The organism is Pseudomonas sp. NY15435 (assembly GCF_048068295.1).
Classification (GTDB): domain Bacteria; phylum Pseudomonadota; class Gammaproteobacteria; order Pseudomonadales; family Pseudomonadaceae; genus Pseudomonas.
Genome location: NZ_JBLUQA010000003.1, coordinates 147175 through 161517 on the forward strand (window position 1 = coordinate 147175; position 14343 = coordinate 161517).

At 65.5% G+C, this 14343-nt stretch carries 16 protein-coding genes; 8 read left to right on the plus strand and 8 right to left on the minus strand.

Features of this window, described 5'->3' with window-relative positions; all coding sequences use genetic code 11:
- Positions 1-78 precede the first annotated feature (78 nt).
- The 3 genes from ACNFH5_RS07890 to zwf are packed head-to-tail and all read right to left on the minus strand — an operon-like array spanning position 79 to position 2916.
- Positions 79-726, minus strand: coding sequence for a bifunctional 4-hydroxy-2-oxoglutarate aldolase/2-dehydro-3-deoxy-phosphogluconate aldolase (locus ACNFH5_RS07890; RefSeq protein WP_416745077.1), 648 nt, complete (start codon positions 724-726; stop codon positions 79-81).
- A 17-nt stretch (positions 727-743) separates the two neighbouring features.
- Entirely contained in the window at positions 744-1460 is a 717-nt protein-coding gene (gene pgl, locus ACNFH5_RS07895; protein WP_416745078.1) for a 6-phosphogluconolactonase, read from the minus strand.
- Positions 1447-2916 carry a glucose-6-phosphate dehydrogenase gene (gene zwf / locus ACNFH5_RS07900; protein ID WP_416745079.1) on the minus strand — a complete coding sequence of 490 codons (1470 nt, stop codon included), beginning with the start codon at positions 2914-2916 and terminating at the stop codon, positions 1447-1449. Before zwf ends, pgl begins: the two co-directional genes overlap by 14 nt.
- A 186-nt stretch (positions 2917-3102) precedes the next feature.
- Here zwf and ACNFH5_RS07905 point away from each other — a divergent pair, with 186 nt between their 5' ends.
- Positions 3103-3960 (plus strand): MurR/RpiR family transcriptional regulator, encoded by an 858-nt coding sequence (locus tag ACNFH5_RS07905; protein WP_416745080.1) that lies wholly within the window; start codon positions 3103-3105, stop codon positions 3958-3960.
- Between the two features lie 166 nt (positions 3961-4126).
- On the opposite strand, the gene def is transcribed toward ACNFH5_RS07905, so the two are convergent.
- On the minus strand, positions 4127-4666 hold the full coding sequence (gene def / locus ACNFH5_RS07910; protein WP_416745081.1) for a peptide deformylase: 540 nt from the start codon (positions 4664-4666) through the stop codon (positions 4127-4129).
- 237 nt (positions 4667-4903) lie between these two features.
- On the opposite strand from def, the gene ACNFH5_RS07915 reads away from it, so the two are divergent.
- Positions 4904-5458: a magnesium transporter gene (locus ACNFH5_RS07915; protein WP_416745082.1), complete on the plus strand. Its 555-nt coding sequence runs from the start codon at positions 4904-4906 to the stop codon at positions 5456-5458.
- Between the two features lie 289 nt (positions 5459-5747).
- Positions 5748-6161, plus strand: coding sequence for a DUF5064 family protein (locus ACNFH5_RS07920; RefSeq protein ID WP_416745083.1), 414 nt, complete (start codon positions 5748-5750; stop codon positions 6159-6161).
- Between the two features lie 2 nt (positions 6162-6163).
- Here the strand turns inward: ACNFH5_RS07920 and ACNFH5_RS07925 are convergent, their stop codons facing one another.
- On the minus strand, positions 6164-7000 hold the full coding sequence (locus ACNFH5_RS07925) for a S1 RNA-binding domain-containing protein (protein ID WP_416745084.1): 837 nt from the start codon (positions 6998-7000) through the stop codon (positions 6164-6166).
- A 153-nt stretch (positions 7001-7153) separates the two neighbouring features.
- Positions 7154-8926 (minus strand): ABC transporter transmembrane domain-containing protein, encoded by a 1773-nt coding sequence (locus tag ACNFH5_RS07930; RefSeq protein ID WP_416745085.1) that lies wholly within the window; start codon positions 8924-8926, stop codon positions 7154-7156.
- A gap of 157 nt (positions 8927-9083) precedes the next feature.
- On the opposite strand from ACNFH5_RS07930, the gene ACNFH5_RS07935 reads away from it, so the two are divergent.
- The 3 genes from ACNFH5_RS07935 (at position 9084) to ACNFH5_RS07945 (ending at position 11249) form a co-directional block, all read left to right on the plus strand.
- Positions 9084-9284, plus strand: coding sequence for a hypothetical protein (locus tag ACNFH5_RS07935; RefSeq protein WP_024765957.1), 201 nt, complete (start codon positions 9084-9086; stop codon positions 9282-9284).
- Positions 9285-9483: 199 nt separating this feature from the next.
- Positions 9484-10581, plus strand: a complete 1098-nt coding sequence (locus ACNFH5_RS07940; protein ID WP_416745086.1) for an AI-2E family transporter — start codon at positions 9484-9486, stop codon at positions 10579-10581.
- 59 nt (positions 10582-10640) lie between these two features.
- Positions 10641-11249, plus strand: a complete 609-nt coding sequence (locus ACNFH5_RS07945) for a DUF4893 domain-containing protein (RefSeq protein ID WP_416745087.1) — start codon at positions 10641-10643, stop codon at positions 11247-11249.
- 9 nt (positions 11250-11258) lie between these two features.
- Here ACNFH5_RS07945 and ACNFH5_RS07950 read toward each other — a convergent pair whose 3' ends face one another.
- Positions 11259-11882, minus strand: a complete 624-nt coding sequence (locus ACNFH5_RS07950) for a hypothetical protein (RefSeq protein WP_416745088.1) — start codon at positions 11880-11882, stop codon at positions 11259-11261.
- 104 nt (positions 11883-11986) lie between these two features.
- Between ACNFH5_RS07950 and ACNFH5_RS07955 the strand changes: the two genes are divergently transcribed.
- Together ACNFH5_RS07955 and ACNFH5_RS07960 are read left to right on the plus strand one after the other, a co-directional pair.
- Positions 11987-12709: an RNA pseudouridine synthase gene (locus ACNFH5_RS07955; protein WP_416745089.1), complete on the plus strand. Its 723-nt coding sequence runs from the start codon at positions 11987-11989 to the stop codon at positions 12707-12709.
- Positions 12710-13178: 469 nt separating this feature from the next.
- On the plus strand, positions 13179-13445 hold the full coding sequence (locus ACNFH5_RS07960; RefSeq protein ID WP_138215053.1) for a hypothetical protein: 267 nt from the start codon (positions 13179-13181) through the stop codon (positions 13443-13445).
- Position 13446: 1 nt separating this feature from the next.
- On the opposite strand, the gene ACNFH5_RS07965 is transcribed toward ACNFH5_RS07960, so the two are convergent.
- The gene (locus ACNFH5_RS07965) at positions 13447-14283 is read right to left on the minus strand and encodes an enoyl-CoA hydratase/isomerase family protein (protein WP_416745090.1); all 837 of its coding nucleotides are present in this window, start codon (positions 14281-14283) and stop codon (positions 13447-13449) included.
- Positions 14284-14343 lie beyond the last annotated feature (60 nt).

Sequence of the window (14343 nt, forward strand, 5' to 3'; positions counted from 1 at the left end):
ACGGCAACACTGCCCAGTAGCAGAAGCGCCCATAAAAAAGCCCGGCTCAAGGCCGGGCACGTCCAAATCCAGGACAGCTCAGTGTGTATCCAGAAGCGCCAGCGCCTCGCGGCTCAGGCGCTCGACCGCAGCCCAGTCGCTGCTGTCGATGGCAGCCTTGGGCAGCATCCAGCTGCCGCCCACGCACATCACGTTGGCCAGCCGGTAGTAGTCGTTGAGGTTGTCCGGGCCGACGCCGCCGGTGGGGCAGAAACGGATGTCCGGGAACGGCCCGCCGAAAGCCTTGAGCGCTTCCACGCCGCCGGCGACCTTCGCCGGGAACAGCTTGAAGCGACGCAGGCCATGGCGATAAGCGGCCATGATTTCCGACGCGGTGGCCACGCCCGGTAGCAGCGGCACAGGGCGCGTCACGGCATGCTGCAGCAGTTCCTCGGTGCAGCCGGGCGTGACGATGAACTTGGCCCCCGCCTCTTCCGCCTGGCGGAAGGTCTCAGAATCGAGCACGGTACCGGCGCCGACGATCAGCTCCGGGCGCTGCTCGCTCAACTGGTGAATGGCCGTGAGGCCCAGCGAGGTCCGCAAGGTCACTTCCAGAACGGTGATGCCACCGGCTGCCAGAGCATCCGCCATGGGCAGGATGTCCGCCTCGCGGTCGATGGTGATCACCGGCAGGATGCGTGCACGCTGCGCCAGGGCATCGATCTGCTGGATGTGTTGTTCAGACATTGCGGTAACTCCGTGCCTCAGGGGCACCAATGGATCGAAAGTGGTGAACGCAGGAATGCATTGATCGGCATGCGCTGGTCATCGTTGTCGCTCAGCGCCTGGCTCAGAGTGGCCAACTTGGACTCGCCCTGGATGGCCAGGATCTGCACCCGTGCGCCCTGCAGCACCGCGCGGGTCAGGGTCAGGCGCTGGTGCGGCACGGTCGGCGCCCACATCGGCAGGCAACGGCGCGTGCCGTCAGGGTCGAGCGCCTCGACCAGGTTGGTGCTGCCGGGGAACAGAGAGGCCGTGTGGCCGTCATCGCCCATGCCCAGCACCAGTACGTCGATTGGCAGCATCAGCTCGTGCAGGTAGCGGTCGGCCTTGTCGGCCGCCTCTTCCAGGCTGGCTGCCGGTTGGTAGATGCCAATGAACTGCGCCTTGGCCGCTGCCCCCTTGAACAGGTGGCGACGCAGGAGGCCGGCATTGCTGTCCGGGTGAGACTCGGGCACCCAGCGTTCGTCGGCGAGGCTGACGGCCACTTTTGACCAATCCAGCACCGCACCGCTCAGGGCCTCGAGGAAGGCCACCGGGCTGCGTCCACCGGACACCACCAGCAACGCGCGCCCACGCTCGATCAATGCCTCGCGCAGGCCATCGGCTACCGCTTCGGCCAGGCCGCGAGACTGCTCGGCGGCGTTGTTCCAGGTCTTCCAGGCCATGCCTTCTTTCAGAGTCGGTTCAAAGATCGCCATACCAGTCCCTCCCGTCGCGTGCGATCAGGGCAACCGAGGCCTGCGGGCCCCAGCTTCCGGCCGGATAGGGCTTGGGCTCCTCGCCCAGGCGCCCCCAGCCGTCGATCAGGCCGTCACACCACTTCCAGGCGGCCTCGATCTCATCCTTGCGGACGAACAGGTTCTGGTTGCCTTGCGTGACTTCCAGCAACAGTCGCTCGTAGGCATCCGGCGTCCGGGCGGTCTGGAAGGTTTCGGAGAAATTCAGCTGCAGCGGGCCGGTGCGCAGTTGCATGCCCTTGCCCAGCCCCTGGTCCTTGGTCATCACCTGCAGGGAAATACCCTCATCCGGTTGCAGGCGGATGATCAGCCGGTTGCTGATCAGCGAGCGCTGCTCCGGAGCAAAGATGTAGTGCGGCGGTTCCTTGAAGTGGATGACGATCTGCGAATGCTTCTGCGGCATGCGCTTGCCGGTACGCAGGTAGAACGGCACGCCGGACCAGCGCCAGTTGCGGATATCCACGCGCAGGGCGACGAAAGTCTCGGCATCACTGTTGGGGTTGGCGTTTTCCTCGGCGAGGTAGCCCGGCACGGCCTTGCCATCGATGTAGCCGGCGGTGTACTGGCCACGCACTACGCGGGTCGCCAACTGTTCGGGAGCAATGGGCTCCAGCGCGCGCAGCACCTTCACCTTCTCGTCGCGGATGCTGTCGGCGGTAAGGTCCGCCGGCGGGTCCATGGCGATCAGGCAGAGCAGTTGCAACAGGTGGTTCTGCACCATGTCGCGCAGTTGGCCGGCCTTGTCGAAGTAACCCCAGCGGCCTTCGATGCCGACCTTCTCGGCCACGGTGATCTCCACGTGGGAGATGTGATTCTGGTTCCACTGGGTCTCGAACAGGCTGTTGGCGAAGCGCAGCGCGATGAGGTTCTGCACCGTCTCCTTGCCCAGGTAATGGTCGATCCGGTAGATGCGGTTTTCCGGGAAGAAGCGCGCCACCGCATCGTTCACCGCGCGGGATGATTCGAGGTCGTGGCCGATGGGTTTTTCCAGGACCACCCGCGTGCGCTCGGCGAGGCCGGCAGCAGCAAGGTTCTCGCAGATGCCGCCGAATACCGAGGCGGCGGTGGCGAAATAGGCGACCAGGGTTTTCTCGTCACCCACCAGTTCGGCCAGCACCTGGTAGGAGCCGGCGTCGAGGAAATCCATGCTCAGGTGATGCAGGCGCGCCTGGAAGCGGGACCACACGGCCTCGTCCCACTCCTTCGCCGGTACGGCCTGACGCAGGCGGCGCTCGATGGTCGCCAGCGGAGCCTCGGTGGCGCCGTCATCGCGTGCCAGGGCGAGAATGCGGGTATCGCGGTGCAGCAGGTCTTCACGGTCGAGCTGATAGAGCGCCGGCAGCAGCTTGCGCAGGGCGAGATCACCCAGGGCGCCGAACAGCGCGAGGGTGCAGGGCAGAACGCGGACTTCAGGCATTTGTTGTTACCAACCAAATTTTGAACGATAGTTAGCCTTCCACGCCAACATTAAGGCAAATATGTAGTAATTAAACAACATATTTTTGCCGTTTCGCGCCGCTGTTGGTCGCCTGCCGGCCTGACGTTAGGATAGCGCCGCTGACCGTAACCAACCGGTCAACCGTCGATTGCCCAAGGAGCACGGATGAAAAACCTGCTGGAGCAGATCCAGAGCCGTCTGGAAGAGCTGAACAAGGCCGAGCGCAAGGTCGCCGAGGTGATCCTGCGCGATCCGCAGCAGGCCACGCGCTTCAGCATCGCCGCGCTGGCCCAGGCATCCAGCGTCAGCGAGCCGACGGTGAACCGTTTCTGCCGCTCCTTCGGCATGAGCGGCTATCCGGAACTGAAGATTCAGCTGGCGCAGAGCCTGGCCAGCGGTGCGGCCTTCGTGACCCAGGCGGTGGCCGCCGACGACGGCCCCGAGGCCTACACCCGGAAAATTTTCAGCAGCACCATCGCCTCGCTGGACAGCGCCCACAAGCAGCTCGACCCGAAGGTGATCGACCGTGCCGTCGACCTGCTGATCCAGGCCCGGCAAATCCACTTTTTCGGCCTCGGCGCCTCCAGCTCGGTAGCGCTCGACGCGCAGCACAAGTTCTTCCGCTTCAATCTCGCCGTGTCGGCGCAAAGCGACGTACTGATGCAGCGGATGATCGCCTCGGTGGCGCACACCGGCGACCTGTTCGTGGTGATTTCCTATACCGGGCGCACCCGCGAGCTGGTGGACGTGGCGCACCTGGCGCGGCAGAACGGCGCCTCGGTGCTCGGCCTGACTGCCGCCGACTCGCCGCTGGCCCGCGCCAGCACGCTGAGCCTGGACATACCGCTGCCCGAAGACACCGACATCTACATGCCGATGACCTCGCGGATCATTCAGCTCACCGTACTCGACGTGCTCGCCACCGGCGTGACCCTGCGCCGTGGCGTGGACTTCCAGCCACACCTGCGCAAGATCAAGGAGAGCCTGGTGCCGACGCGCTACCAACTCGACCAGGAAGATTAACGGCGACGCCGCCCTCTTCTCAGGAAGAAGCCCGCTCCTGCAAACGCGCACGGCACCATCACCTGCTGTAGGAGCGAGCTTGCTCGCGAATAAGTTCGCCGGCAGTTCCACAGCCCGGCGGGTTCGCGAGCAAGCTCGCTCCTACAGAGAACGGCTCGGGTTGCTGTCAGTCGTCCGCGCTCGGATCGAGCCCCGGGAACAGCACTTCGGTAAAACCGAACTTGCTGAAATCAGTGATGCGCGACGGGTACAGGCGGCCGATCAGGTGATCGCACTCGTGCTGCACCACCCGCGCATGGAAGCCTTCCACGGTACGGTCGATAGGCTGGCCCTGCGGATCGACGCCCTGGTAGCGGATGCTCTGATAACGATTCACCGCGCCGCGCAGGCCCGGCACCGACAGGCAGCCTTCCCAGCCCTCCTCCAACTCGTCACCTATGGGCGTGATCACCGGGTTGAGCAGGATGGTCGGCGGAACCGCCGGCGCATCCGGGTAGCGCTCGCTACGCTCGAAGCCGAATATCACCAGTTGCAGGTCGACGCCGATCTGCGGCGCAGCCAGGCCGACGCCGCCAACGTGGTGCATGGTCTCGAACATGTCGTCGATCAGCTCCTGCAACTCGTTGCTGCCGATCATCGACTCGGGCACTGGCGGGGCAATGCGCAGCAGGCGCTCGTCGCCCATCTTGAGAATTTCGCGGATCATCTCGGCCTCGTTCGCCGTTGTGTGAAAGCGGCATGCTTCCAATGAGAGCTGCATCCTCGGCCCCTGCAACCGGTCTGGCAAGCCCGCGACCGCCGGGCAGCGCCCCGGAAGCCGCAGCACCGCAGTGATAGACTGATCGACGACGACAACCATCGAACGACGGATATTTGCCGAATTTCACGGTAGATGGCGGTCGAACCCTGGGGGCGCTTTCATTCCGGGGGCGGGAGGTTCGTCATGAACAGGCATTACTACATCAGCGACAACCTGGACGACCTGGAACAGGTCGAGCAGGAGCTTTCCGAAAGCGGCATCGGCATCGAACAGATGCACGTGCTCAGCGACAGCGATGCGGAGATGGAAGAACACCGTCTCCACGAAGTGCCCTCGATGATGAAGAAGGACGTGGTGCACTGGGGCAAGATCGGCCTGATGATCGGCGCCGCGCTGGCGGTGCTGGTACTGGTGGTCGGCTACCTGAGCGGCTGGACGCAAACGGCGGCCGGCTGGATTCCCGTGGTGTTCCTTGCCGCGGTACTGCTGGGCTTCAGTCTGTGGGAAAGCAGCTTCTTCGGTCTGCAGCGCCCCAGCGGCGACGTGCGCCGCTTCCAGGACAACCTGCAGGAAGGCCGCCACGTGTTCTTCGTCGACGTGAAGCCCGAGCAGGAACCGGTGCTGGACATGGTGGTGCGCCATCACCCGCGCCTGGAAATCGCCGGCTTCGGCAGCGCCATGCCGGCCTGGTGGCTGTCCATCGAGCAGGCCTGGAATCGCTTCCGCCACATGATGTAGCGGCGCCTCTGCACGATCAGCGCCGCCAGCTCTCCCATCCGTGACTCCAGTCAGCGGCAGGTGCGTTGCGTGCCTGTCACTCGCCCCGCCAGCGGCGCGCCGGGCGTTGACTCATGTCATGCATCACCCCGCGCGAGCGTCTGAAACTTCCTACTGAACGCTCAACGAGCCGTTCTGCGACCTGCATCGGCAGATCGATGCGCGGACTTTCCCCGTATCACCTGGCTGTATCTCCTGCCGCCCGCTACGGTCCATCTACCCTTCAAGCTACTTGCCTCGAGGAGGAGCAATGGCTACCCCGGCTCAGGTCACCGTCCACTCGACTGCCGGCCTCGACCGCCAGCAATACCGCATCCGCCTGAGCTACAGCGTGGAGAACGCCGCTAGCCGCGATGCGCTGGTGAAGTTCGAACTGGAGGGGGAAATCGACGGCCAACCATTCAAGGACGGCTTCGACCTGCCCGGCGATCTCGCCTTCAATTTCGCCGGCAGCGCCACGCGCATCCTGCGGCGCCACGGCCTGCGGGCGTGCCGCGGGCCGGTACTGCGCTTTCGCAAGGAACATGACCGGGTATTCGACGACCTGCGTCGCCAGCTGAAGGCCGAGCCAGGCACACCGGTGGACCTGCAACGCATGGGTTCACTGGCCCCGGCCGAGCCTCGTTGCGCGGTGGCCGAGTCCATCGTCCGCGGTCGCGGCTAGCCTCAGGCCAGTTCGATACGGTCGTCGTGAATGACGATCAGGCCCTGCTTGAACAGGCCGCCGATGGCCTTCTTGAAGTTGCCCTTGCTGACGCCGAACTGCTGCGCGATCAGCTCCGGCGGACTCTTGTCGCTGATCGCCAGCGTGCCGCCGGCATCGCGCAGAGCCTGGAGGATCTTCTCGCTCAGGGCATCAGAGAGCCCCGCGCCGGCCGGTTGCAGGCTCAGGCTGATCTTGCCGTCGGCGCGCATTTCCTTGATGTAGCCCTTCTCACGCAGGCCGCCACGCAGGAACTTGAACGCTTCGTTCTTGTGGATCAGCCCCCAGTGCTTGCCTTCGATGATCGCCTTGTAGCCCAGGTCGGTGCGTTCGACGACCAGCAGGTCGACTTCCTGGCCGGCCTTGTAATTCGCCGGGGTGTTGTCCAGGTAGCGGTCCAGACGCGCGGTGGCGGTGATGCGGCGGCTGCGCTCGTCGAGGTAGACGTAGACCACGCAGTAATCGCCGACCTGCAGCGGGCGTTTCTCTTCCGAGTGCGGCAGCAGCAGGTCCTTGGGCAGCCCCCAGTCGAGGAACAGACCGATGCGATTGACCTCCACCACCTTCAGGCTGGCGAAGCCGCCGACCTGCACCTTGGGCTTCTGGGTGGTGGCGATCAGGCGGTCTTCGCTGTCCAGGTAGATGAACACGTTGAGCCAGTCACCCACTTCGGTGGGTTCGTTCTTCGGCACGTAGCGCTTGGGCAGCAGGATTTCGCCGTGGCTCTCGCCATCCAGGTAGAGACCGAAATCGGTGTGCTTGGCCACCTGCAACGAATTGAACCGACCTATAACTGCCATGACGCTTACCTCGTGAACGGGGCGGGCATTCTACGCGCATTGGCGCCAGGATGCGCCTTCAGCCGCCGAACGCCGCAGGATTGTAGGAGCGAGCTTGCTCGCGAACTCACACCGTCGGCTCCGGTATCAGACGGTTCGCGAGCAAGCTCGCTCCTACAGATTCTGTTCCGCCTGGCCGAACTGGAGCTCGGACAGGCGTGCATACAAGGGACTGCTGACCACCAGTTCGGCGTGCCGCCCCAGCGCCACCAGGCGACCATGCTCGATCACCGCGATGCGGTCGGCATTGAGTACCGTGGCCAGGCGATGGGCGATCACCAGGGTGGTGCGGTCACGCATCAGCCCCGGTAGCGCCTGCTGGATCAAGTGTTCGCTCTCGGCATCCAGCGCGCTGGTGGCTTCGTCGAGCAACAGGATAGGCGCATCCACCAGCAGCGCACGGGCGATCGCCAGTCGTTGGCGCTGGCCACCGGACAACCCCATGCCGCTCTCGCCCAGGTGCGTCTGGTAGCCCTGCGGCAGGCGCAGGATGAACTCGTGGGCATGGGCGGCGCGGGCGGCGGCCTCGACTTCCGCATCGCTGGCGCCGGGGCGGCCGTAGCGGATGTTCTCCTCCACCGTGCCGAAGAACAGCGCCGGGTTCTGCGACACCAGCGCGAAGCTGCGGCGCAGGTCCACCGGATCGAGTTGGGCGATGGGCTGGCCGTCGATCAGGATGCGACCCTGCTGCGGGTCGTAGAAGCGCAGCAGCAGGTCGAACAGGGTGGACTTGCCGGCGCCCGACGGGCCGACCAGCGCCAGGGTCTCGCCCGGCTCCACGCGCAGGTCGATATCGTCAATGGCCCACTGCTCCGGGCGCGAGGGATAGGCAAATCGCACGCCCTGCAGGTCGATGCTGCCGACGATACGTTCGGGCAGGCGCAGCAAGTCGCTGGCCGGCGCGTGGATTTCACTGCGCGCGCGCAACAGCTCGGCGATGCGCTCGGCGGCACCGGCCGCGCGCTGCAATTCGCCGATCACTTCACTGAGGGTGCCGAAGGCCATGCCGACAATCAGGCTGTAGAACACGAAAGCCGCCAGGTCACCGGGGCTGATGCGTCCGGCGATCACGTCCATGCCGCCGACCCAGAGCATCACGCCGACGGCGCCGAGCACCAGCAGGATCACCACGCTGACCAGCCAGGAGCGCTGCATGATGCGCTTACGCGCGGTATCGAAGGCGTCTTCCACCGTGCGGCCAAATCGCGCGCGATCCTGCGCCTGGTGGTTGTAGGCCTGCACCGTCTTGATCTGCCCGAGGGATTCGCCGACGTAACTGCCGACGTCCGCCACGCGGTCCTGGCTGAGCCGCGACAGGCTGCGCACGCGGCGGCCGAACAGCAGGATCGGTGCGATCACCAATGGCAGCGAGGCGACCACGATACTGGTCAGCTTGGCGTTGGTGAAGAACATCAGGATCACCCCACCCAGCAGCATCAGCACATTGCGCAGCGCCATGGACAGCGAAGAGCCGATCACCGACTGCAGCAGCGTGGTGTCGGCGGTCAGCCGCGACTGGATTTCCGAGGCGCGGTTGTTCTCGTAGAAACCAGGGTGCAGCTCGATCAAATGGTCGAACACGCGCTGGCGGATGTCGGCGACGAAGCGTTCGCCGATCCACGACACCAGGTAGAAGCGCACGAAGGTCCCCACCGCCAGGCACAGCACCAGGGCGAAGAAGATGCCGATGGCACGGGTGAGCAGCTGTTCGGACTGGGTGATGAAGCCCTGGTCCACCAGCAGGCGGATGCCCTGCCCCAGTGACAGGGTGATGGCAGCGGTGAACAGCAGCGCCAGCAAGGCGCCAAGGGCACGCCAGCGGTACGGTGCGAGGAACGAGCGGGCCAGGCGCAGGGCATTGCGCTGGCGGGACGACAACAGGGACATGGCGGGCTCTGAACGGCCGAAATGGGCAGAGGGTAGCACCGCCGCAGGACGCCACGCCAAGGACGATTCAGGCAGCCGAATGGGACCGTTCGTTCCATAACCGCCCCGAAAGGTGCTCGTTTGATGTACAATGGGCGGCCAATTTGCGCAGACAGGTATGGCAGATATGACTACCAAGCCCTCCACCCGCCAGAAAGCCGCCCCCAAAGCTCCCGCCGCGACCGCGACCAGCGAAGCTCTGGAAGCCCAGATCGCCGCCTTCCTGAACTCCGGCGGTGAGATCCAGCAGATCGCCAAGGGCGTGACTGGTCAGAACTACGGCGCACCGAGCCGCCACATCAGCCTCGGCAAGAAGTAATATCTCGCAGGCAAGCCTGCCGGCTCCCGGCAGGCTGCCCGCCTCCTCCGCACCACCTGTCCCGCACTGCTCCCGCCCCCGCTTTACACCAAAACCTCCGCAAATCCGCTGTTCCTGTGTTGCCGCCCACCTTGCACTCGGGCAGAGTCCGCCGATAGTTAGGACTTGGCCAATCCCAGCCACTCGCAAGGAGCACCCCATGCTGCCCTCTCCGGAAAAGCTACTGTCGCGCAACCTGCTCGATGTACTGATCCGCGCCGGTCTGATCCTGTTGCTGGCCGTATTCTGCTTCCGCATCTTCCATCCCTTCCTCGACCTGATGCTCTGGTCGGTGATCCTCGCCATCACCCTCTACCCGATGCACCAATTGCTCAGCGGCTGGCTGGGCGAGCGCCCGAACAGCGCCGCCAGCCTGATCGTGGTGCTGGGCCTGGTGATCCTGCTGGTGCCGGTGGTAGTGATCGGGTTGTCCATGGCCGATTCGGTACGCGACCTGGTGCACGCCATTCAGAACCGTACCCTGCAGATCCCGCTGCCACCGGACTCGGTGCAGAACTGGCCGGTGATCGGGCAGTACGTCTATCCCTTCTGGCAGCGCGTGGCCACTGACTTCATGGGCGTGGCACACCAGCTGGCGCCACACCTGCAGGGCGTGGCGAAGAAAGTCGCAGGGCAGGCGGCAGGCGTGGGCATGGGGCTGATGCAGTTCCTCGCCGCCTTCATCATCGCCGGAATCATCATGGCCTACGGCAAGCTTGGCAGCCGCACCGCCTGCGACATTGCCATCCGCATCTCCGGGCCGGACCGTGGCCCGGGCCTGGCCCAGCTGTGCACCGGCACCATCCGTGCGGTCGCCCAAGGCGTGGTGGGCGTTGCCTTCATCCAGACGTTGATCCTCGGCCTGGGCTTCATCGTCATGGGCATTCCCGGCGCCGGCCTGCTGGCCCTGGGCGTACTGCTGCTGGGCATCACCCAACTGCCGGTGGTACTGATCACCCTGCCGGCGATCGCCTACGTGTTCATGACCAACGACTCGCTGCTGGTGTCCATCCTGTTCACTGTCTGGACCGTCGCCGGCGGCCTCTCCGACAACGTGCTCAAGCCGCTGATGTTCGGCCGCGGCAGCAAGGTGCCGATGGCGGTGATCCTGATCGGCGCCCTCGGCGGCATGCTCAGCAACGGCATCATCGGCCTGTTCGTCGGCCCGGTGGTACTGGCCTTGGGTTACGAACTGTTCATGTCCTGGGTGCACGAACGCGAGGCGCCCGTGGCGCCGCCGGTCGAACCGACTCCCTAGCCTGGTCTCCCGCCCGCGGCACGGTCCGCGGACATTCACCCCGCAACGGAATGCATACGATGTCCAAACGCTGCTCCCTCACTGCCGCCCTGCTCACCGCCGGCCTGCTGCTCTCCCCGCTGGCCTTCGCCGAAGACGCTGCCGTTGTCTGGCCAGCCGCGGTCAACGCCGCCGACCAGCAGCGCCTGACGACCCTCGACGGCGAGGTCAAGCGCCTGCTCGACCAGCTCCAGCAGAGCGAAGACGAGACCACCCGCAACGAAGCGCTGAACCTCTACCGCATCGTGCTGGAAGATCCCGAACCACTGGCCGACACGGCCCTCACCGGCAACTGGAAATGCCGCTCGGTGCAGATCGAAACGGAAGCGCTGTACGGTTACCCGAACTTCAAGTGCTCGGTGCGGCAGACGCCCAAGGGCCTGTTCCTGGAGAAGACCAGCGGCTCGCAGCGAATCAGCGGCTATCTGCAGCGCCTGGACGACAAGCAGTTGGTCTTTGTCGGCGGTGCCTCGGTGAACGACGATCCGCAGGTTGGCTACAGCGGCCTGGAGCAGGCAGCGGCGCGCGAGACCGACGTGGTCGGCGTGGTACGCAATTCGTACGACGGCTTCGTGCTGCTGGTGCCGGAACAGCTGGGAGGCTACAACCTGTTCCGCTTCACCCGCTGAGGCAAGCACTCAAAGCAGCGCCACCATCTCCTTGAGCGTCACCGCCCAGGTGCCCTTCGCATTGAGGTAGCGATAGCCGAAGCGCGAGCCGTTGGCCTGGGTGGTGAGCACCGCGTTCCACGCCAGTCCGCGCTGCAGGTCGTGAGCCGGATCAAGGAGGAAAAAGGCGTCGTCGCTCATGCCCACCGCCAGGCACCAGTGGCGGATATCGCTGTCCTTGCGGCCGTGGAAGCCCAGCACCACCGGGATGTTGTCGTCCAGATGGCGCCGGGTCAGTTCCACCATCCGCGTACCGTTGCCGCGCTCGACGCGGTATTCCTTGTCGCTGATGACCTTCAGCAGTTCCAGCAGGTCGGCGCCCGTGGTGCCGACGCGCACCAGAGTCTCGTGCTCGTTCAGCGCCTCCATCAACCGCCCGTAGCGGGTCCGCGAATCCACCGGCGCCAGCCCCTTGGCCTGGCGCCGCGCCAACTGGTTGCGGGCGAGCATGGCCATCACCAGGCAGTAGGGCCCGCAGGCACCGTCCATGTCGCCCTGGCGCAGGTGCACCTTTTCGCCGCGCCGATTGATCAGGCCACCGGTGCCGCGCTCGTCCAGGTCCCAGCCCAGGCCGTCGATCAGGGTGATCCGCATCGCTCTTCCTCGTTGCTTGGTCAGAGGTTGTGACCGGACACCGCGCGGATCATTCCGCCGGCTTGCGGTTACAATGGACGTTTTCCCCTGCCTGGTTACCCGAAATGTCCGAAGCCATCCGCCTGTCCAAGCGCCTCGCCGAGCTGCTGCCCTGTTCGCGCCGCGACGCCGAGCTGTATATCGAAGGTGGCTGGGTCACGGTGGACGGCCAGCGCGTGGAGGAACCGCAGTTCAAGGTCGATACCCAGCGCATCGAGCTGCTGCCGGGCGCCTCTCCCGACCCGATCCCGCCGGTGACCATCCTCGTGCACAAACCTGTCGGCCTGGGCAGCGGCAACGGCGCCAACTCCGCCCAGCAACTGCTGACGCCGGACAAGCGCTGGAGCGAGGACAACCTGCAGCAGCGCCTGCTGCGCAAGCACTTCGGGCACCAGTTCAACACCACCGTGCTGGAGACCGATGCCAGCGGCCTGCTGGTCTACACCCAGAGCCGCGGCGTGCAGCGCCGACTGGTGGACGAGGCGGACAACATCGAGCACGAATACGTGGTCGAGGTTAGCGGGCAACTAGCCGACAACGGTTTGAAACGCCTGTGCCGTGGCATGGTCATCGACGGCCGCGAGCTGCCGCCGCTGAAGGTCAGCTGGCAGAGTGAGAACCGCCTGCGCTTTGCCGGCAAGCAGTTCCGCCCCGGCCAGATAGCCGCCATGTGCCGTGCAGTCGGCCTGCACGCCGTGTCGATCCGTCGCCTGCGCCTGGGCGGCGTGGCCATGGGCAAGCTGCCCGTCGGCCAATGGCGCTTCCTGCAGCCCGGTGAGAAGTTCTGACCTGGGCTCCCCTCTCCCCCGCCCTGGCTGCGCGCCCCGCTCCGTAGGGAGAGGGGGCCGTTCGAAGTTGCCGGCCCGCCCGGTGTTCCGCCTGACGCCGCTTAGTCCCCCTTCCCTTCGAAGCAGGGCCCGCAGCCAGGTTAAGGAAGAGGGCCGGCCCCGCGCAGATATTCATGTAGGAGCGAGCTTGCTCGCGAACAAGCCCCTGCTCCGATGCCAGCTCACGAGCAAGGACCAGGCGTCCCCTCGATCCAACGAAAAGCCCAACCGCTCTGCCACGCGGCTTCCCGCCGTTATCGATAACGTCGATAGTCACCAGTCGACGCATTCAGTTCTCTTGATAGTCCGCGCGCGGCATCTTTGCCCCATCAACTCGCTGGCAGGAGATTCGCCGGCCCCGCAGTCGGGCCGCAGGGGCGAACAAGCTACTCGCGAGACGCCCCCAACGGATCGTCAAGAGGACACCACCATGCAAGTCATTCTCGATTTCCTGCTGCTCGTTGGCTCACTGGTAGAGCTGCTGCTGTACGTCGCACTGGCCAGCGTCGTGCTCGCCACCACGCTGCTGGCCGGCGGCATCGCCGTGCTGACCCTGCGCTCGCCAGGCTCCGCCGTGGTGATCCCCGACCGTCGCCCCTCGGTCAGCCGCCAGCCGCGCCCGGCGGTGAAACACCAACTGGCACGGCCGGTACTGGTCGCCGTAGCGAACGAACCGATCCTGGCGAAGACCGCGTGAATCAGTCCTCGATCCGCTTGGGAAAGTGCCCGAGCGCGGCCCCCAGGTCGCGCTCAAGCTCTGCGTCCTGCTGCCCACCGTTGTCCATCATCCAGCGCACCCGCTCCAGCGTTTCCGGCGCCGACATGTCACCGACGAAGCGTTGCGATTCCTCCACCAGCGCTGCCTGATCCGCTGCCGTCACCTGCTCCACCACCGCCTTGACATGGGCGATGCCCGCCGCCGGGAAGGCCGCCATGCGTCGCGCCAGTGTCTCGCAGAACCCTTCAAGCTCCGCATCCGCCAGCGCGCGATTGATCCAGCCGTAGCGCTCCGCCGTATCCGCATCGAAATCCTCGCCGCCCAGGCAGACTTCCAGCGCCCTGCCCCGCCCCAGCATTTGGGCCAGACGCACCGTGCCGCCCGCACCGGGCAACAGGCCGACTGCCACTTCCGGCTGGCCGAGCAGTGCGCGCTCGCGTGAAGCGAAGCGCATATCCAGCGCGAGGAGGAATTCACTGCCGGCGCCCCGCGCACGACCGCGCAGCTCGCCGATGGTCACCTGCGGTAGCCGGCTGAAGCGACTGAACAGCGCGCTGAGCGGGCTGGCCATGCCGGCAGGCAGCTTCATCGGCGGCGCGTCCAGCTGGCTACCAAGGTCGTAATGGGCGAGGAAGAAGTCCGGGTTGGCGCTGCGGAACAGCACCACACGGGTATCGCTGTCGCGCTCCAGTTCATCGGCCAGGTGCAGCAGGTCAATGACCATGGCGCGGTCGACCAGGTTGATCGGCGGGTGAGCGAAGCTCACCACGGCAACGCCGTCGCGGTCTTCACGGGTGAAAGTGCGGTAGTCGCTCATCACTGGGGCCTCCGTTGCGAAGGCCCGAGGATGCGCCGGGGCGCGAGCTGCGCCCCAGCA

Excerpts from the sequence above, each read along its gene's own strand:
- ACNFH5_RS07905 (WP_416745080.1), top strand. The coding sequence starts at position 3,103 with ATGAAAAACCTGCTGGAGCAGATCCAGAGCCGTCTGGAAGAGCTGAAC.
- ACNFH5_RS07965 (WP_416745090.1), bottom strand. The coding sequence starts at position 14,283 with ATGAGCGACTACCGCACTTTCACCCGTGAAGACCGCGACGGCGTTGCC.
- ACNFH5_RS07950 (WP_416745088.1), bottom strand. The coding sequence starts at position 11,882 with ATGCGGATCACCCTGATCGACGGCCTGGGCTGGGACCTGGACGAGCGC.
- ACNFH5_RS07940 (WP_416745086.1), top strand. The coding sequence starts at position 9,484 with ATGCTGCCCTCTCCGGAAAAGCTACTGTCGCGCAACCTGCTCGATGTA.
- def (WP_416745081.1), bottom strand. The coding sequence starts at position 4,666 with ATGATCCGCGAAATTCTCAAGATGGGCGACGAGCGCCTGCTGCGCATT.
- ACNFH5_RS07930 (WP_416745085.1), bottom strand. The coding sequence starts at position 8,926 with ATGTCCCTGTTGTCGTCCCGCCAGCGCAATGCCCTGCGCCTGGCCCGC.
- ACNFH5_RS07915 (WP_416745082.1), top strand. The coding sequence starts at position 4,904 with ATGAACAGGCATTACTACATCAGCGACAACCTGGACGACCTGGAACAG.
- ACNFH5_RS07945 (WP_416745087.1), top strand. The coding sequence starts at position 10,641 with ATGTCCAAACGCTGCTCCCTCACTGCCGCCCTGCTCACCGCCGGCCTG.
- ACNFH5_RS07955 (WP_416745089.1), top strand. The coding sequence starts at position 11,987 with ATGTCCGAAGCCATCCGCCTGTCCAAGCGCCTCGCCGAGCTGCTGCCC.
- ACNFH5_RS07920 (WP_416745083.1), top strand. The coding sequence starts at position 5,748 with ATGGCTACCCCGGCTCAGGTCACCGTCCACTCGACTGCCGGCCTCGAC.
- ACNFH5_RS07960 (WP_138215053.1), top strand. The coding sequence starts at position 13,179 with ATGCAAGTCATTCTCGATTTCCTGCTGCTCGTTGGCTCACTGGTAGAG.
- ACNFH5_RS07890 (WP_416745077.1), bottom strand. The coding sequence starts at position 726 with ATGTCTGAACAACACATCCAGCAGATCGATGCCCTGGCGCAGCGTGCA.
- ACNFH5_RS07925 (WP_416745084.1), bottom strand. The coding sequence starts at position 7,000 with ATGGCAGTTATAGGTCGGTTCAATTCGTTGCAGGTGGCCAAGCACACC.
- pgl (WP_416745078.1), bottom strand. The coding sequence starts at position 1,460 with ATGGCGATCTTTGAACCGACTCTGAAAGAAGGCATGGCCTGGAAGACC.
- zwf (WP_416745079.1), bottom strand. The coding sequence starts at position 2,916 with ATGCCTGAAGTCCGCGTTCTGCCCTGCACCCTCGCGCTGTTCGGCGCC.
- ACNFH5_RS07935 (WP_024765957.1), top strand. The coding sequence starts at position 9,084 with ATGGCAGATATGACTACCAAGCCCTCCACCCGCCAGAAAGCCGCCCCC.